This is a genomic window from Labrys methylaminiphilus subsp. lupini, from assembly GCF_051161885.1.
Classification (GTDB): Bacteria; Pseudomonadota; Alphaproteobacteria; order Rhizobiales; family Labraceae; genus Labrys.
Map to the genome: position 1 here is coordinate 4496747 of NZ_JBMDIH010000001.1, position 22666 is coordinate 4519412.

Below are 22666 nucleotides of genomic sequence, written 5' to 3' on the forward strand. Positions count from 1 at the left end.
GGCGTGCGTAGCAGCAAACGGGAAGCGCGGGAAGAGACTCCCGCGCCTGACGTTACATCTTCTCCGGCACTTCAATGCCGAGCAGCCACAGTTCCTTCTCCAGCACGGCGCGCGCGAGGCCGCACAAAGCCAGGCGCGAGGCACGCTCGGCCTCGGTGTTGTCCTTGAGAACGGGACAGGCATCGTAAAAGCGGCTGAAAGCCTGGGCGACCGTGAACACGTGGTCGGCGATCTCGTTGGGCGCGTTGTTCCGGGTGGCAGACGCAACCACCTCCGGCAACCGGGTGCATTCGAGCACCAGATTGCGCTCGGCCTGCGCCTCGACCGCAATCGGACCGACTTCGAAGCCCTTGAGCCGGGCCTCCGCCTGGATCGAGCCGGTACGTACGCAGGCATACTGCACATAGGGACCGGTCTTGCCCTCCAGGGCGGTCATCCGCTCGATGTCGAAAACGTAGCCGGAGAGGCGATACGACGACAAATCCGCATATTTAACCGCGCCGATGCCGACCTGCCGAGCCAGCGTGTCGAGGTCCAACGCGGAATCGACCGAGCGCCTTGCGATCACCTCGTCGAGGCGCTGACGCGCCTTTTCGATCGCATCGGCGAGCAGATCCTTGAGCTGGGCAACGCCGCCGTCGCGGGTCTTGTAGGGCTTGCCGTCCGCACCATTCACCGTACCGAAGCCGGCATGGATCAATTCCACGCCCGGCGCGATCCCGGCCAGTTCGGCTGCGCGGAAGACCTGCCGGAAATGCAGCTCCTGGCGCTGATCGACGACATAGATGATGCGGCTGGGATCCTGATCCTGAACCCTGGCCACGATGGTGGCGAGATCGGTGGTGGCATAGAGCGCCGCGCCATCCTTCTTCTGCAGCAGCAGCGGCGGCATCGGCTTGTTGTCGCCGGGAATGGCGACGTCGACGATCAGGGCGCCGTCATTCTCGACGGCCACACCCTTGGCCCGCATGTCGGCGATCATGTCCGGAATCAGCGGTTGCACATCGCTTTCACCCAGGAAAAGGTCGAAATGTGTATCGAGCAGATCGATGTCTTCGCGCTGAGCCGTCAGCGAGATGTCGCGCAGCTTCTGCCAGATCGCGGTGGCATCGGGATCGCCGGCCTGCAAAGCGGCCGTGGCGGCGCGGGCGAGCTCCATGCGGGCGGGATCAGCCTTGCAGGCAGCGGCAGCCTCCGGATAAAGGCGCTGCAGATCGTCCATTGTCAGATCCGGCGTCTCGCCCGGGCCGAGGTCGGGCCAGCGCAGGCGAATCTCCGAAATCAGCTGGCCCATTTGCAGGCCCCAGTCGCCAAGATGGATATCGGAAATCGCGTCCAGCCCCTGGGCCGCATTGATACGCCTCAGGCTCTCACCGATTGCCAGCGCCCTGATATGACCGACATGCAGCGCCTTGGCGACGTTGGGGCCGCCATAGTCGAGCACTACGGTGTCCGCCGGAAGCTGGACGATGCCGAGATCGGGCGAGGCGGCCTGGGCGGCGGCGCATTCGGACAGGAAGGCATCGGACAGGCGCAGATTGAGGAAGCCGGGGCCGGCTACCGACACTTCCTTGAAGGCCGGCAGGTCCCTCAGCTTTTCGGCCACCTGCTCTGCCAGTTCGCGTGGATTGCGCTTGAGGCTCTTAGCCAGCGGCATGGCGCCGTTGCACTGCAGGTCGGCAAGCTCAGGCAGCGTGGAGCGGGCGGCACGGGCTGTTTCGGTCGGCAATCCACAGGCTGAAAAGGCATTCGCCAACATCTCGTCGACGAGGCGGTTCAAAGAGGCAGACATGCGGACGCTTCCTATCAATTCGGTCAGCGTTCGCAGTAAGCACCTTGCGGCGCAGAGGCAAGTGTCGGGCACACATCGGGGCTGGATTTTGCGATTTCAGCCGCTCGAAAGGGCGTATTTTCAAGGATTGGGTCTGGAAAATGCAAAGGCGACGCAAGCCACCGCAATTCGGGCCGGAACGCACCCTGCGCCCCGGCCATTCGGAGGGACAAGCCCACCTTCGGCGATCGGGCTCAAGCGATCCTCTTGAGCGGCACTTCGGCTTCCACCGCTTCTTCCCCGAGATGGGTCAGGTCCGGGATCTCACGCAGATTGTCCGGTGCGGCCAGAGGGTCGATCAAATCCTCGACGCAGGGCGGCGTCGGCACAAGCGTGAACTCCGCCGTATTCTCCTGCAGGACGAGCTGGCGCGCCAAGTCCCAATGGAACAATTCGCGCCCCTCCGGCTGTCCGTCCAAAACCCACAATTCATGGGCCTTGTCGCGGATCTTTTGTTCTATCTCATTGCTCATCGATGTCTCTCCCGGTCTGGGTTATGGCAAGGAACGCCCATGGCCTAGAGCATGCACGCCTTCATGAGGCTCGACATGGATCTGCCACGATCGGCCGCTTCCGGTCCCCGCGGACGACCTTGAACGCATGTCATCCGGGTGCCCGGAACAAGCCAGGCATGACAATCATCGCGCTGTGGTACCTAACCTCAACCCGCCATGATCCCCGCGGTTCCCCACTGCGATCAATTTCCTTCCCCCTTGGCGGAGTAATCTTCGGAAGGCGGGCGCACGACCATGCTTAAGATAGAGTGAGGACGCCGGATTACAACCAAAATCGACATCTCAAAGCGCTTTGAATGACCCCATCTGTCAAGCTTCACGCCCTTGGGCACGGCAGTATCGGGCCGTGGCGACGGGCGCCAAGGACGCCGGACCGTTCGAAGACCGGCTGTGCATCGAGCCGGAACCTTCCACCATGCGGGGCGTTCTCCCAAGCAAAACGTTGTGGGCGTCCATGTATGCCCAGGTTGAAAAATATTGACCCATTGTGGGCGTCGCACCCGGTAAAGCATGTCCTCCCCGGATCAATATTTTTAGAACTTGGTATTAGGATGCGGACTGGAGCCCGCCTATGGCAGGGCCGTCATCGAGGTGGGTGTACAATGGAGTTTCGACGCCATCTCGTCCTCAACCTCGACGATCATGAAGCGGATCGGCGCACCAAGACCGAGGCTCTCGGCCGAGCGAGCGAAATCGAGGTGATCGAGGCAGGCTCGGGCTTCGATGCTCTCGTCCTGGTCCGCGAGCGACGGCCGACCCTGGTGCTTCTCGAAGAGAGGCTGCCGGACATCAGCGGCTATGATCTCTGCCGCATCATCAAGCGGGATTATCCCGAAACCCTGGTGCTGCAAACCTCGGCCTCCTTCGTTTCGGGTGATCATCGCATGCGGGCGCTGGAAGCTGGCGCCGATTCCTGCCTCGCCCAACCCTGGGAGCCGGTCGAGCTCGTCGCTTCCGTCCGCGCCTTGCTGCGCATCCGCTCGGCCGAAACGGCCCTGCGCGAGAGCGAGGCCAATTTCCGCACCCTGGCAGACAACATCCCGATCCTGTGCTGGATGGCCGCCGCGCATGGCGGCATCTACTGGTACAATCAGCGCTGGTATGACTATACGGGATCCTCGTTCGAGCAGATGCAGGGATGGGGCTGGCGGTCGGTGCATGACCGCGCGAAGCTGCCTGATATCATCGGCGGCTGGCGGGAGTCGCTCGAACAAGGCAGCGCATTCGAGATGGTCTTCCCGCTCCGCGGCAGGGATGGCGTCTTCCGACCCTTCCTCACCCGCGTCGCCCCCGTCAAGGACGATACCGGCCGCATCCTGCGCTGGTTCGGCACCAACACCGACATTTCCAGGCAGAGACAGGCAGAGGCCGAGCTTCGCGAACTCAACGAGACGCTGGAGCAGCGCGTCCAGGCCGCGATAGCCGCCCGGGCGACGGCTGAGAACAGCCTGCATCAGTTGCAGAAGGTCGAGGCCCTGGGGCAACTCACCGGCGGCATCGCCCATGATTTCAACAATATGCTGGCCGTGGTCATCGGCGGCCTTACCTTGCTCAAGCGCAAGCTGGAACGCGGCCAGACCAATGTGGGGCGCTATATCGACGGCGCGCTCGACGGCGCCGAGCGTGCCGCTGCGCTGACCAGGCGCCTGCTCGCCTTCTCCCGTCAGCAGCCGCTGACGGTGGAAGCGGTGTCGCCCAACGCCATGATCGCCGACATGACCGATCTGTTGTCGCGCACGCTCGGCGAGCATATCCACATCACCACCATCCTGGCCCCGGACGGCTGGGCGGTGGAGACCGACAGGAGTCAGCTGGAGAACGCCCTGCTCAACATGTCGGTGAATGCCCGCGACGCCATGCCCGACGGGGGCGAACTCAGCATCGAGACCAGCAATGTCATGCTGGGCCGCAGCCAGGCCGAGGAATTCGGCATCGCATCCGGCCCCTATCTCAGTGTGGCTGTGATGGATACGGGTATCGGCATGTCGGATGAAGTGGCCGCTCGCGCCTTCGACCCCTTCTTCACCACCAAGGGCGTGGGCAAGGGCACCGGCATGGGCCTCAGCCAGGTCTTCGGCTTCGTGCGCCAGACCGGCGGTCACGTTACCATCGCATCCATGCCGGAACAGGGCACCACCATCCGGCTCTATTTGCCGCGGTCGGAGGCTGCCGAGGCCCAGCGCCCCCTATGGGACGGACTTCCCGCCACCTTCCATGGCCATCCCGGTGAGATTGTGCTGGTGGTGGAAGATGAGGAAAGGGTGCGCTCCATGGCGGTGGAAGCCCTGAGTGGGCTCGGCTACACCATTCTCGAAGCCGCATCCCCGAGCGAGGCGCTCGGTTTCGTCGCAGCCGGCCGCCAGATCACCTTGCTGTTCACCGACATCGTTATGCCCGGGATGAATGGCGGCGAGCTCGCCAGCCGCGCCCGCGCCCATTCCCCGGACATCAAGGTGCTGTTCACCACCGGCTATGCACCCGACGACAATGGCCGGGTCGACATTCCCGGCCTCGACACGAGGCCGCTCTACAAACCCTATTCGATCGACCAGCTCTCGCGCCGCATCCGGGCGGCGATCGACGGATGAGGCGGATTTTCAGCAAGAACGGTCCCAATAAACGGAATGGGGGAGGAACCCGCGTTCCTCCCCCATTCCGTCCTACTTGCTATGAAACCGGCTCAGTCCCGGGGCGGGAACCGCCTGTTGCGCCGCGCGACGACCCTGACGCGGGCTGGCTGGCGCATCGACGCTACCGCGAGGGTGCAAAGCCCCGTGGCCAGTAAGGTCGAAAGAACCGCAAGCAGAGTGTTCATCATGTTCTATACCCCTGATACTCGGCCGAACGTCCGATCATGCTTGATTGTTAACGCGCCAGGGGGCGCAAAGTTCAGTTACAATTTCCTAACAATCCAGCCGGGACCGGACATAAGGCGGCACCTAGCCTGAGCAGCACCGGCGGGAGAACATCGCCAAACCGACGGCCGCCTGCCGGTACCCTCCTGGAAAACATAGGCACTATACGACCGTTGGCAAGAGTTATTCCGCTGCGGAAGCGTCGATTGAAGGCGCTGCGCCGGTAAATAATTTCAGAGCGCCCGGTCTCCCATCTGCTTCTCCTCGTCGCCTGCGATGGCCAGTTCCCAGGCGCCCAGATCGCGCGTGGCGACGTCCTTCGTCTCGGCCGCGTCGAGCTGCTGCACGAGGCCCAGCAGGATGCGCGAGGACTGTGGTGGTTCGACCGGCCTGTCGGCGGAAAACCCGAAACCGAACCGCCCCCCAATGAGATCCTCGATATCGAGGGTAAGGACGAGTGCCGAGCCGGCATGCAGGATCGTGGAGGCATAATCGACCACGAGTAAGCCGAGGGGGATCGCCCGATCCACCGGCAGCGTCGTCTCGGTGCGGCCACGTAAAGTCACGTCTTGTCCGGGGTGACACAGCAACCTGCCGATCACCAGCGTGACGTCGCGAAGAAAGGGCTCGATCGCAACCGGATGCATCTCGCCCTCGGACAGGGCTCCCCGGTAGGCGGCCGACAGCACGTGAACCCGGCATTCGGCTTCGCTCAGGGCCATGCGGGCATCGCCGGCATAGGCGTTCTTGGAAAGGCCGATATAGCTCTGCATCACCTGGAGATTGTTCTTCACCCGGTGATGCAATTCTCGGGTGAGGGCGTGATTGGCCGCAAGCGTCGTCTGCAGGCGATTCTCGCGGGCTTCCTGCTCCTCCACCATGTCGTTGAAGGCGACGACCACATTGCGAATGTCCGATGGCATCTGGGCGCTGAGCGGTACGCGCCCCCAGCCGGAATGCCGCCGGGCTCGGGACGCGGCCTCGATGCCCTTGAGCCATTGCACCAGATGCCGCTTCATCACCCGGGCAAAGACCACCAGCAGCAAGAGCAGGGCGGCGAGGGGCGCCAGCAGCAGGAAAAGGAATTGCGAACGCGCCGCCCGCAGATGAATGTCGCGGAAGCTGGCGACGATGTAGAGATCGGGTGCCGCCGCCGGCATGGCATAATAGACCCGCGTCTGGCCGGCTCCGCTGACGGCGACCCAGCGCTGACGGGTGACGGGAAAGGTGCCCTTGCCCGGCAGCCAGCCATTGTCGCCGGCTGAGCGCCCCCGAGCGAACACGATATCCTCATGCGCGGTGATCAGGGCAGCGACGAAATCGCGATCGCCCTCGCCGAGATTGAAGACACGATCGAGGGCCTGCGGGGCGATCACCAGCAGCGCCTGCCAGCCCGGCGCATCCGGCTTGCCTTCGCGCCTGGCATAGACGACGAGCCGGCGCTCGCCCGCGAGCACAATCGAATCGTAACGGCTGGTCACCGACGAAAGCACGGCGCGGGGCTGGATCACCGGCTTGGCGGCCTGCGCCGCCAGTTCGGCGGCGAGAGCGGCCTGGTCCAGGCCGGATATGTCGGAAAACAGGCAGGTCGGGCCGCCGTCACCCTGGATCAGCAGGGCCTGGTAGCCGTCGAGCTGCCCCACATTGGCCTTGCCGACCGCCTCGCAGGAGGCGCCCGTCGTAACCTCGGCGGCCGAGATCATCAGTCCCCGGAGCACGCCGACATACCAGATGCCCATGCGGACGACGAAATTGCCGACGGTCTGCGCCTGGGACGTCTCGATCGTCTTGACGTTGTCGCGATAGGTCACCACCGCTATGATGCTGGTGATGGCGCCGACCGGTATGGCGACCAACAGGAAGAAGGTCAGAAGCTTGGCCTGGACGGTATCGAAGGCCAAGACCTTATTAAAGGTATGGCGAAAGCGGGCCGTCACGAGGGAGGCTCGCGTCCACCGACCCGCAGGGCGGCCAGCATCTTGGCATCCGGGCCCGTATCGTCCGCATCATTGGTCGAGAGCATCTCGGCCAGCCGCGATCTCGCCCGGTTGACTCGGCTCTTGATGGTACCGAGGGCCACGCCGCAGATCTCCGCCGCCTCCTCATAGGAGATGCCCGAGGCACCCACCATGATCAGGGCCTCACGCTGCTCCTCGGGCAGCTTGGCGAGGGCCGCCGTGAAATCGGCGATCGCCAGATGCCCTTCCTGGTCGGCGTGAACGGCTAGACGTTCGGCATAGATCCCATCGCTGTCCTGCACCTCGCGCGAACGCTTGCGGTAGAGCGAGTAGTAGATGTTGCGCAGAATCGTGAACAACCAGGCCCGCATATTGGTGCCTGGCTCGAACTTGTCGGCATTGGCCCAGGCCTTCAGCAGCGTATCCTGCACCAGATCGTCCGCCAGGGTGATCGAGCCCGACAGGGACGCGGCAAAGGCACGCAAACTGGGAATATGTGCGACGAGCCCGTCCTTGAAGCTATCGCCGCTCATCGTCCTTGCCCTCCCCGGCCTTCTTCTCCTGCTCTTCGAGCTCGGCCAGGAGTGTCAAAAACCTGTCAGGCACGGGGGCCCGGACGATCGATTCGTAATGGGCCTGGAGGGAGCGAGCGACATAGTCGCGGATCTGTGGATCGAGCTTGCCGTCACCCGGGGGGCTCTGATCGGGCAGATCCTCGTCTGGCTTCTTATTCCTCGACATCACTACTCCCGTGAAACGGCACCGGCACCACCATCGCTCCCAAGCAGGTTCCTCACGGATCGCCATGGGTCCGATGGAGGAGAACCTGCAAGATACCAAACATTTGCAGAATTTCCCGGCGAGGCCCAACCACGGGCTTCGCCGGGAAATTCGACTGAGCAGGCGAGAAGGCCTGTCTTGGGTGAAGAGATCATGCAATGCCAATCGGCGAAACGCATCCCCCTTCGGATACGTTCCATCCTGTCGAAGAAATAAATTCATTGTCAGGAACTATTCGTCTGTGGTGCTCTTCCGGGCCGCATGAGCGACCGATCAAAGCGTTTTGCGATGGGACGGAATCACCTAGAATCGCAAAGACGCGTCGAAACAAAGAGTTAGAGCAAACACAATGTCGATCGCAGCCGAGATCGCGCCGCAACTGCCTTATCTGAGGCGTTTTTCCCGGGCTCTGAGCGGCAGCCAGGCCAGCGGCGACGCCTATGTGGTCGAGACGCTGGAGGCCTTGGTTGCCGACCCAGCGTCCTTTCCGCGCGCCCTGCCGCCGCGCATCGCGCTCTATCAGGTGTTCCTGAGATTGTGGTCCTCCCTGTCCCTGAACATGGAGCCGGCCAAGCAGGTCGAGGGCATCTCGCCGGAACAGCGCCTTGAGCGCCTGGCACCGCGCTCGCGCCAGGCGTTCCTGCTGACCACGATGGAAGGCTTTGCCTCGGAAGAGGCCGCCACCATCATGCGCATCGACGAAAAGGAAGTCATCGCCCTGGTGGCCGAGGCCACCGAGGACGTCGCCCGCCAGATTGCCACCGAGATCCTGATCATCGAAGACGAGCCGATCATTGCGCTCGATCTGCAATCGATCGTGGAGGAACTCGGACATCGTGTCGTCGGCATCGCACGCACCCATGCCCAGGCGCTCGCCCGGGTGAGGGAGCATCCGCCAGGCCTGATCCTCGCCGACATCCAGCTCGCCGACGGCAGTTCCGGCCTGAAGGCCGTGAACGAGATTTTGGCGAGCGTGGAACTGCCGGTGATCTTCATCACCGCCTATCCTGAAAGGCTGCTGACCGGCCAGCAGCCTGAACCGGCCTTCCTGATCACCAAACCCTTCCGGCCTGAAATCGTGAAGGCCACCATTAGCCAGGCGCTGTTCTTCGACAAGCGGGCCAGTCTGCGCCCAGCCTGAAGACCACGACAGCACTGATGCGTGCCGTCCAGGCGAATCTCGTCCTGAGAGCCCGATAAGCGCCGTCTCCACGGCAGGCACAGGAAACGGGTGGCTGGCACTCGCGCCATCGGCTTTTGTCCCGGCAGCCCTTTCTTGCCGAGGATTGTCATGAGGACGCTCCACCCCGACCGCCTGCCGCCGGCCTTCCGGCGCATCGGCTGGTCGAATCTTCTTGCCCAGCTCTCCGAACAGATCGCCCTCGCCGCCGCTCCCCTGGCGGCCGTGATCCTGTTTGCCGCCGGCCCCGCCGAGACGGGCTGGCTGCAGACCGCACAGACCCTGCCTTTTCTCCTGCTCTCCATCCCGGCCGGTCTGGTCGCCGATCGCGCTTCGCGGCGAGGACTGATGGTGGCATCGGAAGCGCTGCGGGCGCTCTCCCTCGCGCTCACCATCCTGCTGCTCGACCTCGGCCAGATGAATCTGCTCTTGCTGGCCTTGCTCGGCTGCGCCGGTGCCATCGGCACCGTGTGCTACAGCGTGGCTGCGCCGGCTCTGATCCCTACGCTGGTGCCACGCGCCCAGCTTGCCGACGCCAATCGCTGGCTGGAATTGGCGCGCAGTGCCGCCTATGCCGGCGGCCCGGCCCTGGGCGGCGCCCTCGTCGGCTGGATCGGCGCACCGGTCGCCTATGTCCTCTCCACCATCCTCTCGATCTGGGCGGTGGTCCTACTTGCCGGCCTGCCGAAGGAAGACATGGCGGCTCATACCGGCCGCAGGCTCCTGCACGATTTGAAGGAGGGCGCCGTCTTCGTCACCAGCCACGACCTGCTCAGGCCCATCCTCCTCACCGCCGTCTTCTTCAACATCGGCTGGTTCTGCATCCAGGCCATCTATGTCGCCTATGCCGTGCAAGTCCTCGGAATGACGGCCTTTGAAGTCGGCATCACCCTCGGCATCTACGGCGCAGGCATGATTGCCGGTGCCAGCGCCGCACCGATGCTGGCGCGGCGCGTCTCGTTCGGCACCATGATCGTGCTCGGGCCGCTTGGCGGCTTCTGCGCCGCGCTCCTCATGCTAGGGACCGTATGGTTCCCCTCCCCGATCATAGCCGGATTCAGCTATTTCCTGTTCGGTGCCGGACCGATCCTGTGGACGATCACCACCACCACCCTCCGGCAGGCGGTTACACCCAACGCCATGCTCGGACGCGTCTCGGCGCTGGTCATGACCGCAACCTTCGGCGCGAGGCCAGTCGGAGCGGCGGCGGGCGCCTTCATCGCCTCTCACGCCGGCGCGGCGGCCTGCCTGGGTGCGGCGGCTATCGGCTTCCTGGTGCAGCTCCTGGTGATCCTGCTTTCCCGCGTGCCGAGACTGCGAGCCCTGCCCGACATGGCCTGAGCGGGCGGTTCAGCCTGCCCGATCCGCCAGACCGCGCACCTTGTTGACGAAGTCGTCGGGATTGAAGGGTTTGCTGACGAGAAGGCAGTCGAAATAGAGCCGGCGGCGCTCCGGCAAGCCAAAGCCGGAGACGAACATGATTTCCAGCGTGGGCCAGCGCTCCCTGGCCTTCAAGGCGAGGTCATAGCCACTCATCGGCCCGGGCATGCGGACATCGGTGATCAGCACCCGGGCATCCCCGTTCGAGGCCAGGATGTCGAGCGCCGCCTCGGCGCGCGCCGCCTGCAAAACCCTGAAGCCGGCATCTTCGAGCAGATCGGCCGTGATCAGCCTGACATCCTTGTCATCGTCGACCAGCACCACTGTTACCGGAGGGGAGCTAGCGATATCGTCACGTCCTGGTGCGGCACCGGGGCTGCCATGCGCCGGCTTGCGTGGGCCGGCACGGTGTTCCGGTGCGTTGTGCATTGCCGGTTCGGCGAAGGCTTGCTGTTTCACGACTCTTGTCCCCTCAGGCTCCGTCAGGACGTCCTGCGATGGGTTGGCATCGCAAAGGCGTGTTGAAACAACGGGTTGGAACAAGGCCGCGTCGTCGCTTCAATATGCTGCTCTGGGGAACGAACGCCCGAAGCTCGCCTTTGTTCCGGCTCAGCCTGCGGGCAGCATCGACCGGACCTTGGCCTCGAATTCACCGGTCTCGAAGGGCTTGACGATGACGTCCTGCCCTTCATCCATTTCGAGATCCTGGCGCTCGGCAGCCTCGTAACCGGTGAGGAAGAGCACCTTCAGGGCCGGCGTGGCCTGGCGTGCCAGCCGAGCCAGATCCCAGCCATTCATGCCCGGCAGCCCGATATCCGTAATCAGCAGATCGATGCTATCAGCGCTCTTCAGAAGGGAAATGGCCGAATCGGCATCCTTGGCCTCGAGCGTGGCGAAGCCGAGATCGTTCAGGATATCGACGACGAGCAACTGAATGACTGCCTCGTCTTCGACGACGAGAATGGTTCTCTTGTCGTGGTCGGCCATGCTTCGGATCTCGAACTCAAATCGGGATTGCTGCCGGAAAACCGCTTCCGGAACGGAGAATCACTAGCTGCTGAAATGGGCGCTTCGGGCACTCACGGCACTATAGCCTATCCGACGGGGAAAACAGGGCCGGTTCAATCGACCCGCTCGAACAGAACCAGGGAACGACTGGCGAGCGCATAGGTCTGGCCGACGGCGATGTTCGTTTCAGGTAGATCCGGATCATCGGTGGCGATCAGGCGTTTCCACGCCGAACCGTCATAGCAGGGCGGCAAGGTGAAGTTCAGCGTCTCGTGATGGGCATTGAGCAGGACAAGCAGTGTGGCGTCCGCTCCACGCTTGCGGATGCCGCTGGCCTGGGCCCGGCCGTCCAGCAACAGGCCGAAGCAGGAGGGTTCGTCGGCATCGTCCCAGCGCGCCCTCGTCATTTCCTCGCCGCTGTGATGGATCCAGGTCGCCTCGCGCACGTCGATCGCCTCGTTGATGCGCTCGCCGATCAGAAAACGCGATCGCCGCAGGATCGGATATTTGCGCCGGAGAACCGTCAGCCTGCGGACGAAATCGGTGAGCGCCTTGCCCTCTTGCGCTGCCTGCCAATCAAGCCAGCTGATCTCGTTGTCCTGGCAATAGGCATTGTTGTTGCCCTGCTGGCTGCGCCCGAACTCGTCGCCGGCCACGATCATCGGCGTCCCCTGCGAGAGCAGCAGCAGCGCCAGGAAATTGCGCATCTGGCGTTCGCGCAGATCCTTGACGGCTATGTCGTCGCTTGGCCCTTCGGCGCCGCAATTCCAGGAGCGGTTGTTGGAGCTGCCGTCCCGATTGTCCTCGCCATTGGCTTCGTTATGGCGGTCATTATAGGAAACCAGGTCGCGCAGCGTGAAACCGTCATGGGCGGTGACGAAGTTGACGGAGGCCCAAGACTTGCGGCCACGATGGTCGAACTTGTCCGGTGAGCCGCACAGGCGGGGCGCCAGGGCTGCAGGCCGGGCCTCGCCCCGCCAGAAGTCACGCACGGTATCGCGATAGACATCGTTCCACTCGGCCCAGCCGGGTGTGAAGCCGCCGACCTGATAGCCACCGAGCCCGACGTCCCAGGGCTCGGCGATCAGCTTGACGTTCTCCAGCACGGGATCCTGGCTGACCGCCTTGAGGAAGCCGCTGTCGGGATTGAAGCCGTCGACATCGCGGGCCAGCACGGTACCGAGGTCGAAGCGGAAGCCGTCGACATGCATCTCGTTCACCCAGTAGCGCAGGCTGTCCGTCACCATCTGGATCACGCGCGGATGGCTGACATTGAGGGTGTTTCCGGTGCCGGTGTCGTTGATGTAGTAGCGCGGCTCGTTGGGCATCAGCCGATAATAGGAGGCGTTGTCGATGCCCTTGAACGACAGGGTCGGGCCGAGTTCGTTGCCCTCCGCCGTGTGGTTGTAGACGACGTCGAGGATGACCTCGAGGCCTGCATCGTGGCAGCGCGCCACCATTTGCTTGAATTCGGCCAGCACGCCCGGGGGATCGGCGGCATAGCGCGGATCGGGTGCGAAGAAGCCGATGGAATTATAGCCCCAGTAGTTCCGGAGGCCGCGCTGGAGCAACTGGTCGTCGTCGACGAAGGTATGCACCGGCAGGAGTTCGACCGTGGTGACGCCAAGCGAGCGGATATGCTCGAGGGACTGGATCGAGGCGAGGCCCGCATAAGTGCCCTGCAAGGCCGGCGCGATCCCGGGATGGCGCTTGGTGAACCCCTTTACATGGGTCTCGTAGATGATGGTCTGGTCCCAGGGCACAAGCGAGCGATTGCCCGGCCAGTCGAAGCGCGCATCGACCACCATGCAACGTGGCATGAAGGGGGCGCTGTCGCGCGTGTCGAAGCTGAGATCGCCCTCGCCGAGCGTATAGCCGAACAAGGCCGGATCCCATTTCAGCGCGCCGACATGGGCGCGTGCATAGGGATCGAGCAGGAGCTTGTTGGGATTGAAGCGGTGACCGGCCTTCGGCTCGTAAGGGCCGTGCACACGATAGCCATAGAGCGTGCCGGGGCTGACATCGGGCAGATACCCATGCCAGATCTCGTCGGTGAACTCAGGCAGTTCGATGCGTTCGAGTTCCTGCTCGCCGCTCGAGTCGAACAGGCAGACCTCGACCTTGCTGGCATGCGCCGAAAACAGCGCAAAATTGGTACCGGCCCCGTCCCAGATCGCGCCGCGCGGATGGGGATGTCCCTCACGCACCCTCGTGCCGAAGAACTGGGTCATACCGTCGTCTCCCGTTCGGTCGTCCTGCGAGCCACCCGCGCATCGAGCAGCGGGAGATGCAACGCATCACCGTCACACATTGCACTGCAACATGGGCAGATGCAAGCATTTGCACCCCATCGCGAAACGGCAGACAGGCAATGCTATTTGGATAAGACTTCTTTCGTTTAAGATATTTTTTCGCAACCGCATGTACATGAAAGTACGCAATGTCCTTACTTTAAAACCGAGTGATATTGCTCTGATGTTATTGTCACATATATTCAATTTTAAATACCAGAATACCTAACTTTACGTTTTGACACCAGACTATGAGACCACCCCACTCCCCGGGCATCGTCGCAGATCCGGTTTCACATGAAACGCATAAGGTCTGGGAAAGCGCCGCGGCCGTCGCGACGCTGGATTCGTGACGGCCCTGGCGCTCTTCGATCGGCTTCAGCGGAAAGCCCGCAGATCGAGCGCGGCAACGCCCGCGGCCAGGCCAATGCCGGTCTGGGCCTGGGCCGAAAATGGCTGCAGGGTGATCGAACGCCCCGATCCACCGACGAGCGCATTGGCCCCGCCGCCGACCCCGAGCGTCGCCGATGCACCGACACCGCCATAATTGCCGGCAAGCGCACCACGCGTGCGGCCCTGACCGGGTGCGAACACGCCCCAGACCAACACGCCACGCTGGGTGCGGCCGATGTCGAGGCCGAATTTTCGGATCGTGCCGTAATAACGTTCCGAATAGCCCCGATTGGATTTGAAGACGCAGCTCATTTCCTTGGAGGACGTCACGATCAACCCGAGCCCGCCGGCGACATTGCAGCGCAAGACGCCGAGCCGGACACTGGAGGCGGCGGAAGCCGTACCCCCACAGGCGAGTGCAATCGCCAAAGCTGTACCAGCCACGACAGTGGAACCACGCATGGAACATCCTTTCGTCGATGATTGCCGAAGCATTCACGGATGCTAACCATCCGTGTCATGGATGGTTCCGCGATGGTCCTGCGTGCGATTGCGGCATCACACATCCGGATCGACCGGAACTCTGATGCCGCCAACCACGTTGGACGTTACGCTGCTGATCGGGCTCGGGCATTCCAATGCCTCGATGCGGCAGCCTCGGACCACCAGCAGGGCCTTGCATGCAAGATCAGACAACACCTATTCCAGTGAACACACCCACCGCCCAGACGGACATCAAAGGCGAACTGGAGGAGGCACGCCTTCCTCTTGATCCCCGAACCATCATCCAGGCCTGCCTGCTGGTCCTGGCGAGCCTGGCGATCGCCTATGTCGCTGCCGACATCATCCTGCCGCTGGTGCTTGCTTTCGTGCTGAAACTGCTGTTTCAACCAGTCATGCGCCAGCTCGAGCGGCTCCGCCTGCCGCGCAGCATCGCGGCCCTCCTGATGATCTTCGTCTTCTTCGGCCTGTTCGTAGGGCTGGGGGCCGCCGTCGCGGGGCCGGCCACCGAATGGGCAACCCGCCTGCCGGAAGCCCTGCCGCGACTGCAGGAGCGCCTGTCCGTCCTCAGTCGACCGATCCAGACCTTCCAGAGCTTCATGCAGCAGATCGGCGCCGGTGGGGGCGCCAATGTCGACATTCTCGGTGCGGCCTTCCGGGGCACGCAGCATTTCGCCAGCGGTTTCTTCGAAACGATCCTGATCCTGTACTTCCTGCTGGTATCGGGGGACACCTTCCTGCGCAGGATGGTCGAAATCCTGCCCCGCTTCAGCGACAAGCGGCAGGTCGTCACGCTGTCGCAGCAGATCGAGGAAAACATCTCGATCTATCTGGCCACGATCACCGTGATGAACGGATTGGTGGGGCTGGCCACCGGCCTGACCATGTGGGCCACCGGGCTCGGCGATCCGATCCTGTGGGGAGTCGTCGCCTTCGCCCTCAATTTCGTGCCGATCATAGGGCCCTTCTTCGGGGTCGCCCTGTTCGCCTTTGCCGGCCTGCTGCAGTTCGACACGATGCTGGCGGCCTTCCTGCCGGCCGGGCTCTATCTGGTGATCCATCTGATCGAGGGCGAGATCGTCACGCCGATGCTGCTGGCCAGGCGCTTCACGCTTAACCCGGTGCTGATCATTCTCGCCTTGATCTTCTGGTTCTGGCTGTGGGGCGCGCCGGGCGCCATCCTGGCGGTTCCGATGCTCGCCATCCTCAAGATCATCTGCGACGGGGTCGGCCCCCTCAACAATATCGGCCGCTTCCTGGAAGCCTGAAGCTGTCTCGCGAAGCGAGGTTGAAGGAAGTGCGGTGACCATGGCTCACCGCTCACGGTGGCGCCGCCCCTTCCCCTTGCCGCCGCTCAGCCGGGCAGCATGTCCTTCAGCCTGAGGCGGGCGATCTCGCCGATCTGCTTGAGGGCCTCCGCGAATTCCTGGGCCCGGTCATGCTGCAGGCGCCGCTCGAAGGCGGCGATGATCTCAGCCTTCGAGCGGCCCTTGATCGCCATGATGAACAGGAAGCCGAACCGGGCCTTGTAGGCGTCGTTGAGCTCGGTGAACCGCTTGAGTTCCTCCGGCGTGAGGCGGTCGAGGCCGGCAGAGGCCTGTTCGGCGGAGGATTCGGCGGTCAGCATCTTGGCCTGGGCGAGTTTTCCGGCCAGATCGGGATGCGCCATGATCAAGGCGAGCTTGGCCTCGTCGGAAGCTGCGTTCAGCACCTTCGTCATGGCCGCATGCAGGCCTTCGGCCGTGTCCTCGGCCGGCGTCAGCCCCTTGTCATAGACGCCCTCAGCCACCCAGGGCGAGTGCTCGAACACGCCGCCGAAACGCTCGACGAACAGAGCCCGGTTGATGCGTGTCGGCACATAGCCGCCTTCCGGCGGGTGCTGGCGGATCCAATGGCGTGCGATGTCGAGGCGGGTGGCGAACCAGACATCGGCATGGCCGCGGGCATAATCGAGGAAGCGGGCGAGCGCGGCGGCGCGGCCGGGCCGGCCGACCAGGCGGCAATGCAGGCCGATCGACATCATCGCCGGCTGCTCGCCGCCTTCGGCATAGAGCGTGTCGAAGCTGTCCTTGAGATAGGCGAAGAACTGATCGCCGCTGTTGAAGCCCTGGGGCGTGGCGAAGCGCATGTCATTGGCATCGAGCGTATAAGGCACGATCAGTTGGGGACCGCGGGGCCCCTCGACCCAATAGGGCAGTTCGTCGGCATAGGAATCGGCCGAGTAAAGGAAGCCACCTTCCTCCATGGTCAGTTCCAGCGTCCGGGCCGAGGTGCGGCCCTGATAGAAGCCGAGCGGCCTGGAGCCGGTGAGTTCGGCATGGATGCGGATGGCTTCCTCGATATGCTCGCGCTCGCCTTCCTTGGTGTAGTCGCGATAATCGATCCATTTCAGGCCATGGCTGGCGATTTCCCAGCCGGCCTCGGCCATGGCGGCCACGGCCCCGGGATTGCGCTGCATGGCGGTGGCGATACCGAAGACGGTGACAGGGATCCGGCGCTCGGTAAACATCCGGTGCAGGCGCCAGAAACCAACGCGCGAGCCGTATTCGTAGATGGATTCCATGTTCATGTGGCGCTGGCCCTGCCAAGGCTGGGCGCCGACGATCTCGGACAGGAAGGCTTCCGAGGCCGCATCGCCATGCAGGATGCAGTTCTCGCCGCCTTCCTCGTAATTCACCACGAATTGCAGGCAGACCCGCGCCTTGCCGGGCCAGGCCGCCTGCGGCGGCTTGCCGGCATAGCCGATGAGATCGCGATCATAGGGCGCTTGTGACGTCTCGCTCATCGCTCACGAACCCCGATAGGTGGAATAGCTGAAGGGCGAGCAGACCAGCGGCACGTGATAGTGTCCGTCCTTGTCGGCCAGCGTTACGCGCAGGGGCACGACATCGAGAAATTCGCCGGCACCGATGGCACTGAGACCACGAAAATAAGCGCCGATATGGAAAACCAGTTCATAGACGCCGGGCACAAAGGCATCGCCCACCATCAGGGGCTGATCGGTGCGGCCGTCCTGGTTCGTCGTCGTCGTGGTCACGGTGACGCGCCCGCCCGATGCATCCAGACGCTGGAGTTCGATGGTCACGCCCTGCGCGGGCTTGCCCCGGCTGACGTCGAGCACATGCGTGGAGAGCCTTCCCATGTCGTCCTCACCCAATCCTGTCCCTGAGCGGCTTGGAGCACGCCCTTGCGATCCACCCGGATCGTGAAATGTTTTTGCTTCCGGAAATCTGGCACGGCCATTAACGGCGCACCCCAGACGATAACGAATTTGCGGCCCGGCATTTCCAAATATTTTGTGAAGATGTTTCGGTAAAGAATACTCTTCTGCTGCAGGCCATCCTCAGGCTTGATGGAGCGTGTCAGGCTTCATTCTCCTGCAAGGATGACAGGCCTGACGGCAGGGGACCCAGTCGGGCGAGTTCGGTCGCGAGATAGCGTCGGCCCCGCTCGACCAACAGGTCGGCAAAAGCCTTCACCTTGAGCGGTACGAGATTTCGCGTCGGATAGAGCACGGCCAGCGTGGCAGGCGGTGGCGGATTGGCGGTCAGAACGGGAACAAGACGACCTTGGGCAAGCGCATCGGCAATTTCGTAGACCGGCTTGAGCACGATGCCGCGCCCGTCGAGCGCCCAGGCGGTGAGCACATCGCCGTCATCGGCATCGAGCGAGCCCTTGATCGGAACGCTGATCTCATCCCCGTCCTGGCTGAGAGACCAGCGGAACTCGCGCGAACCGGGAAAGCGCAGCAGCAGGCATTGGTGGCGCGCCAGATCGGCTGGCGTCATCGGCATGCCGGTGCGTTCGATATACGTGGGGGAGGCACACAGGACACGCTCGGCGTCGGCGATCTTGCGCATGATCATCGAACTGTCCGCATAGGTGACGAATTGCAGCGCGAGGTCGCAGGATTCGGCGATGATGTCGAGGCGGCGCTCGGACAGGCGCAACTGCACGTCGATCTGCGGGTGGGCATCGCGATAGGCCGCTGCGGTCGGGCCGACAAGGCGCCGGCCGAGGCCGAGCGGCGCGGCGACCCGGATCGAACCGAGCGGCATGGCACCGAGCTCGCCAATATTGGCCTCGGCCATTTCGATGGTGTGCAGGGCGTCGATGACGTGGTCGTAGAAGATCCGGCCTTGTTCGGTCAGGCCCATATTGCGGGTGGTGCGATTGAACAGCCGGCAGCCGAGGTGGTTTTCCAGCGCCTGGATGCGCTGGCTGATCACATTGGCGGAAACGCGCATGCGGCGGCCGGCTTCGGAGAAGCTGCCGGCTTCGACGGCACGGGCGAAGGAACGGAAATTTTCAAGCATGGCGGGCGGTTCCGTAAGGCAGACCGTCGGCTGTGGTTTCGACCAGCTTCGACGGGATGAAACGAAGGTGACTGGGAGCAATCGTCATCGGTTGACCGGCACACCCGGAGCGCCGGCCAAAACCTCGCTTCTGCTTGATCATGCTTCACCTCGTTCTGCTTGCGGCCAATATCTTTGGCCTGGATCGACTATCCACCTTCGAACCCATTCGACGATCTGAATGAGGGTCGAAGGTCATCAAACTGGCGAGATTCTTGCCTGTCAGCTCCACAGGGCGGCATTTGTTGCCGTGACTGTCGGGAACAATCATGCAGCCCGTAAGCCCGTAGTAAAGGACGGCTTTGCGGACTACGACGGAAATGGGAGGAAATAATCAATGCTGATGACCCTGTACGAATGGGGCAGTCTGATGTTGCGTTGGGCACATGTCATCACCGGAATCGCCTGGATCGGCTCCTCGTTCTACTTCATGCATCTGGACGCGAGCATGCGTCCCACCCCGAAGATCCCCGCGGGGCAGGGCGGCGAAGCCTGGGAAGTCCATGGCGGCGGCTTCTATCAGGTGCAGAAATATCTGGTGGCGCCGGACTTCCTGCCCGAGCACCTCACCTGGCACAAATGGCAGTCCTATTCGACCTGGTTGACCGGCTTTTGCCTGTTGCTGTGGGTCTATTACGCCCAGTCGAGCCTGCTCCTGATCGATCCCAGCGTCCGGGTGCTGTCGCCGGCCGTGGCCCTGGTGGTCGGCATTGGCGGTCTGGCCGCCGGCTGGCTGGTCTATGACTTCCTGTGCAAATCCCCGATCGGCAAGAACGAGACGCTGCTGGCCGGCATCGGCCTGGTCTTCGTGGTGTTCATGGCCTGGTTCTTCCAGCAGATGTTCTCGGCCCGCGGCGCCTTCATCCACACTGGCGCGCTGATGGCGACGATGATGTCGGCCAATGTGTTCTTCATCATCATCCCCAACCAGCACAAGGTGATCGCCGCGCTCAAGGCCGGGCAGGTGCCCGATCCGGCGCTCGGCAAGGCAGCCAAGCAGCGCTCCGCGCACAACAACTATCTGACGCTGCCCGTGCTGTTCCTGATGCTGTCCAACCACTATCCGCTGACCTATTCCAGTCCCTTCGCCTTCCTGGTTGTCGGCCTGATCCTGGTCGCCGGCGCGCTGATCCGGGTGTTCTACAACGAACGCCATGCCGGACGCGGCGACAAGTGGTGGACCTGGGCGCTTGCGGCCATCCTGATCTTCGGCGCCATCTGGATCAGCGCCTTCCGCTCGCCGGCCTTCCGCGATGCCTTCGACCTCGGCGCCATCGAGGCGCCGGCGGCAACCGAAACCGTCCTCGCCGCCACCGTTCCGGCGGCGGTGCACGACATCATCGCCAGCCGCTGCTCCATGTGCCATGCCGAGACGCCGGTCTATCAGGGCATCAACATGCCGCCCAAGGGCGTGCTCCTCGACTCGCCTACCAACATCGCCCGCAACGAGCATGAAGTGTTCGTGCAGTCGGTGATGACGCATGCGATGCCGCCGAACAACGTCACCGAGATGACCCCGGAAGAACGCCGTGTGGTGCGCGACTGGGTGCTCAGGCGTGAGAAGGCCGCGGCGCAAGCCAAGCCAGCCGTTCAGCTCGCCGGCCGCTGAGGCCGGGCCGGCACCAATCCCTCCTCCCTTCCCAGAACCATCGTGCAAGGCCCCGTTCGCGGGGCCTTTTTTGCGTGACGGGCCAGGCAGGTCCTGTCGGCATGCCGCTCCGCTGTTGCGTGAGGAGGCGGGCCATTGACGCCAGGGCGAACAAGCATCACGCCCGACATTGCAAGTGGCCTGCCATCTCTCCTTGCCGAGCGATGGTATCGCGCGCGATAAAATTGCCGGACTCAATAAGAAGGGAGACGACGTCCTGCCTCGGCTGCGTGCTGCCGCATGCAGGCATCGCGACCAGAACAACCGATCACAACGTCCCGGCGAGGCTGCATCGAACGGTCTCCGCATGCAACGAGATCGCGTCACCGTCGCGCCAGCGCTCGGCGGATATCGCATTGCCCACCCTCCCCATCCGTCCGTTTGGCGACCGTGTGCAAACACCGATGTGCAGCCCGACATGATGCCACCCGTCCCGGTCCCGCCGGCAGAAGCGACGGGCACGGCCGGGCGCGACGGACGGTCGAGACAGGGATCGCGGGCGCTCGAAAAGGGCCTCTCAAAACAAAGGGCCTCCCCCTTGCGGGGAAGGCCCTTCGGCAAATCGGGTCCAACGAGTGAAGGCAGGCGTGCAGGCACGGTGACCTTTCCCTCGCCTGCGCTGAATCAGGAAAGCAGATCTGCCAGCGCCGCGGCCACGACCTCGGTCGCCTTGTAGAGGTCGGGCAAATAGAGCCGCTCATCGGCGCGATGGGCGTTGGCCTCTTCGATGGTGCGGGGACCTGCACCGTAGAGCACGATCGGAATGCCCTTGGCGGCATAGTGGCGGGCATCGGTATAGAGCGGCACGCCATTGGTGGTGACAGGCACACCCATCACGCGGCTTGCCTCGCGGGTCAGCGCTTCGGAGAGCTGTTCTGAGCCCGGCAGCGGCGTCAGCGGCTCGGCCAGCAGGATGCGGCGGACCTCGACGCGTGCGGCAGGGCTCGCCTGGACCGCGCCTTCGATCACCTTGCGCAATTCAGCCTCGACGTCCCCACCCTTTTCTTCCGGCACCATGCGCCGGTCGAGGCGGAAGGTCACCCGGTCGGGCACGACATTGGTGTTGATGCCGCCATGGATGAGGCCGATGGTGAGCTGCGGGGCGCCGATGCCTGGCACCGCCGAAACACGCTGGGCCAGCGAGGCGCGCCACGTATAGAGGGCGCCGAGGATATTGGTGGCGGCTTCGAGCGCGTCCACGCCTGTCCAGGGCTTGGCGGCGTGGGCCGAGCGCCCGTTCACCTCGACTTCGAGATGCAGGCAGCCATTATGGGCGTTGACGACGGCGTAGGAGAAGCCGGCCCCGAGCGCCAGATCCGGCTTGGTCAGGCCTTCCGACAGCAGCCAGCCGGGACCGATCTCGCCGCCGGCTTCCTCGTCATAGGTGAGATGGAGTTCGATGGTGCCCTTGAGCTCGCGGCCGACCTTTTCCAGAGCGAGCAGGGCGAAGGCATAGGTGGCGAAGTCGGACTTCGACACGGCGACGCCGCGGCCGACCATCCAGCCATCGACGATCTCGGCGCCATAGGGGTCGCGCGTCCAGCCCTCGCCGGGCGGCACCACGTCGCCATGGGCGTTGAGGGCGATGACGGGCCCGTCCCCGAAGCGCTTGCGCACGATCAGATTGGTGGCCGAGATCATGCCGTGCTGGCGCACCAGCGCCTTGGGCACGACATGGCGCTCGACGGTGAAACCGAGGCCCTCGAGCAGGCGCGCGGCCTTCTCGGCATGGGCGGCGCAATCACCGGCCGGATTGTCGGACGGGGTTCGCACGAGTTCGGCGAGGAATTCGGTCTGCCGCTCACGCTCGCTTTCCAGATAGGTGCGGATAGTGTCCTTGATGCTCATTATGGTCTCGTTCAGATGGGGTGGATGGGCCAATCCCAGATCGGCCTCGAAGGTTCGGTTGCTTTGCCCTCCCCTGGAGGGGGGGCGGCCTGAAAGGCCGGGGTGGGGTGAAAATACGCAGGT

Annotated in this window: 20 protein-coding genes; 5 read left to right on the plus strand and 15 right to left on the minus strand. The window is 63.6% G+C overall.

Annotation, left to right across the window (positions count from 1 at the left end):
• Positions 1–52: 52 nt before the first annotated feature.
• Together argS and ACN6KF_RS21190 are read right to left on the minus strand one after the other, a co-directional pair.
• Positions 53–1792: an arginine--tRNA ligase gene (gene argS, locus ACN6KF_RS21185; protein ID WP_434958747.1), complete on the minus strand. Its 1740-nt coding sequence runs from the start codon at positions 1790–1792 to the stop codon at positions 53–55.
• A gap of 233 nt (positions 1793–2025) precedes the next feature.
• Entirely contained in the window at positions 2026–2304 is a 279-nt protein-coding gene (locus ACN6KF_RS21190; protein WP_434958748.1) for a DUF2934 domain-containing protein, read from the minus strand.
• Positions 2305–2948: 644 nt separating this feature from the next.
• Here ACN6KF_RS21190 and ACN6KF_RS21195 point away from each other — a divergent pair.
• Positions 2949–4934, plus strand: a complete 1986-nt coding sequence (locus ACN6KF_RS21195) for a response regulator (RefSeq protein ID WP_434958749.1) — start codon at positions 2949–2951, stop codon at positions 4932–4934.
• A 500-nt stretch (positions 4935–5434) separates the two neighbouring features.
• On the opposite strand, the gene ACN6KF_RS21200 is transcribed toward ACN6KF_RS21195, so the two are convergent.
• From ACN6KF_RS21200 to ACN6KF_RS21210, 3 genes are read right to left on the minus strand one after another with little or no spacing between them, the layout of a single operon-like run.
• Positions 5435–7102 carry a histidine kinase dimerization/phosphoacceptor domain -containing protein gene (locus ACN6KF_RS21200; protein WP_434958750.1) on the minus strand — a complete coding sequence of 556 codons (1668 nt, stop codon included), beginning with the start codon at positions 7100–7102 and terminating at the stop codon, positions 5435–5437.
• 32 nt (positions 7103–7134) lie between these two features.
• On the minus strand, positions 7135–7692 hold the full coding sequence (locus ACN6KF_RS21205) for a sigma-70 family RNA polymerase sigma factor (RefSeq protein WP_434958751.1): 558 nt from the start codon (positions 7690–7692) through the stop codon (positions 7135–7137).
• Positions 7679–7900, minus strand: a complete 222-nt coding sequence (locus ACN6KF_RS21210) for a NepR family anti-sigma factor (protein ID WP_434958752.1) — start codon at positions 7898–7900, stop codon at positions 7679–7681. The genes ACN6KF_RS21205 and ACN6KF_RS21210 overlap by 14 nt, the downstream gene beginning before the upstream one ends.
• Positions 7901–8288: 388 nt before the next feature.
• Between ACN6KF_RS21210 and ACN6KF_RS21215 the strand changes: the two genes are divergently transcribed.
• Positions 8289–9080: a response regulator gene (locus ACN6KF_RS21215; protein WP_434958753.1), complete on the plus strand. Its 792-nt coding sequence runs from the start codon at positions 8289–8291 to the stop codon at positions 9078–9080.
• Between the two features lie 150 nt (positions 9081–9230).
• Positions 9231–10460 carry an MFS transporter gene (locus ACN6KF_RS21220; RefSeq protein ID WP_434958754.1) on the plus strand — a complete coding sequence of 410 codons (1230 nt, stop codon included), beginning with the start codon at positions 9231–9233 and terminating at the stop codon, positions 10458–10460.
• A 9-nt stretch (positions 10461–10469) separates the two neighbouring features.
• On the opposite strand, the gene ACN6KF_RS21225 is transcribed toward ACN6KF_RS21220, so the two are convergent.
• The 5 genes from ACN6KF_RS21225 to ACN6KF_RS21245 all read right to left on the minus strand — a co-directional run bounded on the left by ACN6KF_RS21225 (position 10470) and on the right by ACN6KF_RS21245 (position 14887).
• Positions 10470–10958 (minus strand): response regulator, encoded by a 489-nt coding sequence (locus ACN6KF_RS21225; protein ID WP_434958755.1) that lies wholly within the window; start codon positions 10956–10958, stop codon positions 10470–10472.
• A gap of 150 nt (positions 10959–11108) precedes the next feature.
• Positions 11109–11486, minus strand: a complete 378-nt coding sequence (locus tag ACN6KF_RS21230; RefSeq protein ID WP_434958756.1) for a response regulator — start codon at positions 11484–11486, stop codon at positions 11109–11111.
• A 134-nt stretch (positions 11487–11620) separates the two neighbouring features.
• Positions 11621–13738 carry a glycogen debranching protein GlgX gene (glgX, locus tag ACN6KF_RS21235; protein ID WP_434958757.1) on the minus strand — a complete coding sequence of 706 codons (2118 nt, stop codon included), beginning with the start codon at positions 13736–13738 and terminating at the stop codon, positions 11621–11623.
• A gap of 438 nt (positions 13739–14176) precedes the next feature.
• Positions 14177–14653: a DUF992 domain-containing protein gene (locus tag ACN6KF_RS21240; protein ID WP_434958758.1), complete on the minus strand. Its 477-nt coding sequence runs from the start codon at positions 14651–14653 to the stop codon at positions 14177–14179.
• A 96-nt stretch (positions 14654–14749) separates the two neighbouring features.
• Positions 14750–14887, minus strand: a complete 138-nt coding sequence (locus ACN6KF_RS21245) for a hypothetical protein (RefSeq protein ID WP_434958759.1) — start codon at positions 14885–14887, stop codon at positions 14750–14752.
• Positions 14888–14898: 11 nt separating this feature from the next.
• Between ACN6KF_RS21245 and ACN6KF_RS21250 the strand changes: the two genes are divergently transcribed.
• Positions 14899–15960 (plus strand): AI-2E family transporter, encoded by a 1062-nt coding sequence (locus ACN6KF_RS21250; protein ID WP_434958760.1) that lies wholly within the window; start codon positions 14899–14901, stop codon positions 15958–15960.
• Between the two features lie 86 nt (positions 15961–16046).
• Here the strand turns inward: ACN6KF_RS21250 and puuE are convergent, their stop codons facing one another.
• The 4 genes from puuE to ACN6KF_RS21270 all read right to left on the minus strand — a co-directional run bounded on the left by puuE (position 16047) and on the right by ACN6KF_RS21270 (position 19150).
• Positions 16047–17477 carry an allantoinase PuuE gene (gene puuE / locus ACN6KF_RS21255; RefSeq protein ID WP_434958761.1) on the minus strand — a complete coding sequence of 477 codons (1431 nt, stop codon included), beginning with the start codon at positions 17475–17477 and terminating at the stop codon, positions 16047–16049.
• Between the two features lie 3 nt (positions 17478–17480).
• Entirely contained in the window at positions 17481–17834 is a 354-nt protein-coding gene (gene uraH / locus ACN6KF_RS21260; RefSeq protein WP_434958762.1) for a hydroxyisourate hydrolase, read from the minus strand.
• A 220-nt stretch (positions 17835–18054) separates the two neighbouring features.
• Positions 18055–19008, minus strand: a complete 954-nt coding sequence (locus tag ACN6KF_RS21265) for a LysR family transcriptional regulator (RefSeq protein WP_434958763.1) — start codon at positions 19006–19008, stop codon at positions 18055–18057.
• A complete protein-coding gene (locus tag ACN6KF_RS21270) occupies positions 19001–19150 on the minus strand; it encodes a hypothetical protein (protein ID WP_434958764.1) in 150 nt (49 codons plus the stop codon). The genes ACN6KF_RS21265 and ACN6KF_RS21270 overlap by 8 nt, the downstream gene beginning before the upstream one ends.
• A 234-nt stretch (positions 19151–19384) precedes the next feature.
• Between ACN6KF_RS21270 and ACN6KF_RS21275 the strand changes: the two genes are divergently transcribed.
• Positions 19385–20656 (plus strand): urate hydroxylase PuuD, encoded by a 1272-nt coding sequence (locus ACN6KF_RS21275; protein ID WP_434958765.1) that lies wholly within the window; start codon positions 19385–19387, stop codon positions 20654–20656.
• A gap of 663 nt (positions 20657–21319) precedes the next feature.
• On the opposite strand, the gene ACN6KF_RS21280 is transcribed toward ACN6KF_RS21275, so the two are convergent.
• Entirely contained in the window at positions 21320–22543 is a 1224-nt protein-coding gene (locus tag ACN6KF_RS21280) for a M20/M25/M40 family metallo-hydrolase (protein ID WP_434958766.1), read from the minus strand.
• Positions 22544–22666: the final 123 nt, after the last annotated feature.

Bases quoted from the DNA above. Each gene is read 5' to 3' on its own strand.
- ACN6KF_RS21275 (WP_434958765.1), top strand. From the start codon at position 19,385: ATGCTGATGACCCTGTACGAATGGGGCAGTCTGATGTTGCGTTGGGCA.
- ACN6KF_RS21265 (WP_434958763.1), bottom strand. From the start codon at position 19,008: ATGCTTGAAAATTTCCGTTCCTTCGCCCGTGCCGTCGAAGCCGGCAGC.
- ACN6KF_RS21210 (WP_434958752.1), bottom strand. From the start codon at position 7,900: ATGTCGAGGAATAAGAAGCCAGACGAGGATCTGCCCGATCAGAGCCCC.
- ACN6KF_RS21215 (WP_434958753.1), top strand. From the start codon at position 8,289: ATGTCGATCGCAGCCGAGATCGCGCCGCAACTGCCTTATCTGAGGCGT.
- ACN6KF_RS21195 (WP_434958749.1), top strand. From the start codon at position 2,949: ATGGAGTTTCGACGCCATCTCGTCCTCAACCTCGACGATCATGAAGCG.
- glgX (WP_434958757.1), bottom strand. From the start codon at position 13,738: ATGACCCAGTTCTTCGGCACGAGGGTGCGTGAGGGACATCCCCATCCG.
- puuE (WP_434958761.1), bottom strand. From the start codon at position 17,477: ATGAGCGAGACGTCACAAGCGCCCTATGATCGCGATCTCATCGGCTAT.
- ACN6KF_RS21190 (WP_434958748.1), bottom strand. From the start codon at position 2,304: ATGAGCAATGAGATAGAACAAAAGATCCGCGACAAGGCCCATGAATTG.
- ACN6KF_RS21220 (WP_434958754.1), top strand. From the start codon at position 9,231: ATGAGGACGCTCCACCCCGACCGCCTGCCGCCGGCCTTCCGGCGCATC.
- ACN6KF_RS21270 (WP_434958764.1), bottom strand. From the start codon at position 19,150: ATGATCAAGCAGAAGCGAGGTTTTGGCCGGCGCTCCGGGTGTGCCGGT.
- ACN6KF_RS21205 (WP_434958751.1), bottom strand. From the start codon at position 7,692: ATGAGCGGCGATAGCTTCAAGGACGGGCTCGTCGCACATATTCCCAGT.
- ACN6KF_RS21280 (WP_434958766.1), bottom strand. From the start codon at position 22,543: ATGAGCATCAAGGACACTATCCGCACCTATCTGGAAAGCGAGCGTGAG.
- ACN6KF_RS21230 (WP_434958756.1), bottom strand. From the start codon at position 11,486: ATGGCCGACCACGACAAGAGAACCATTCTCGTCGTCGAAGACGAGGCA.
- uraH (WP_434958762.1), bottom strand. From the start codon at position 17,834: ATGGGAAGGCTCTCCACGCATGTGCTCGACGTCAGCCGGGGCAAGCCC.
- ACN6KF_RS21240 (WP_434958758.1), bottom strand. From the start codon at position 14,653: ATGCGTGGTTCCACTGTCGTGGCTGGTACAGCTTTGGCGATTGCACTC.
- argS (WP_434958747.1), bottom strand. From the start codon at position 1,792: ATGTCTGCCTCTTTGAACCGCCTCGTCGACGAGATGTTGGCGAATGCC.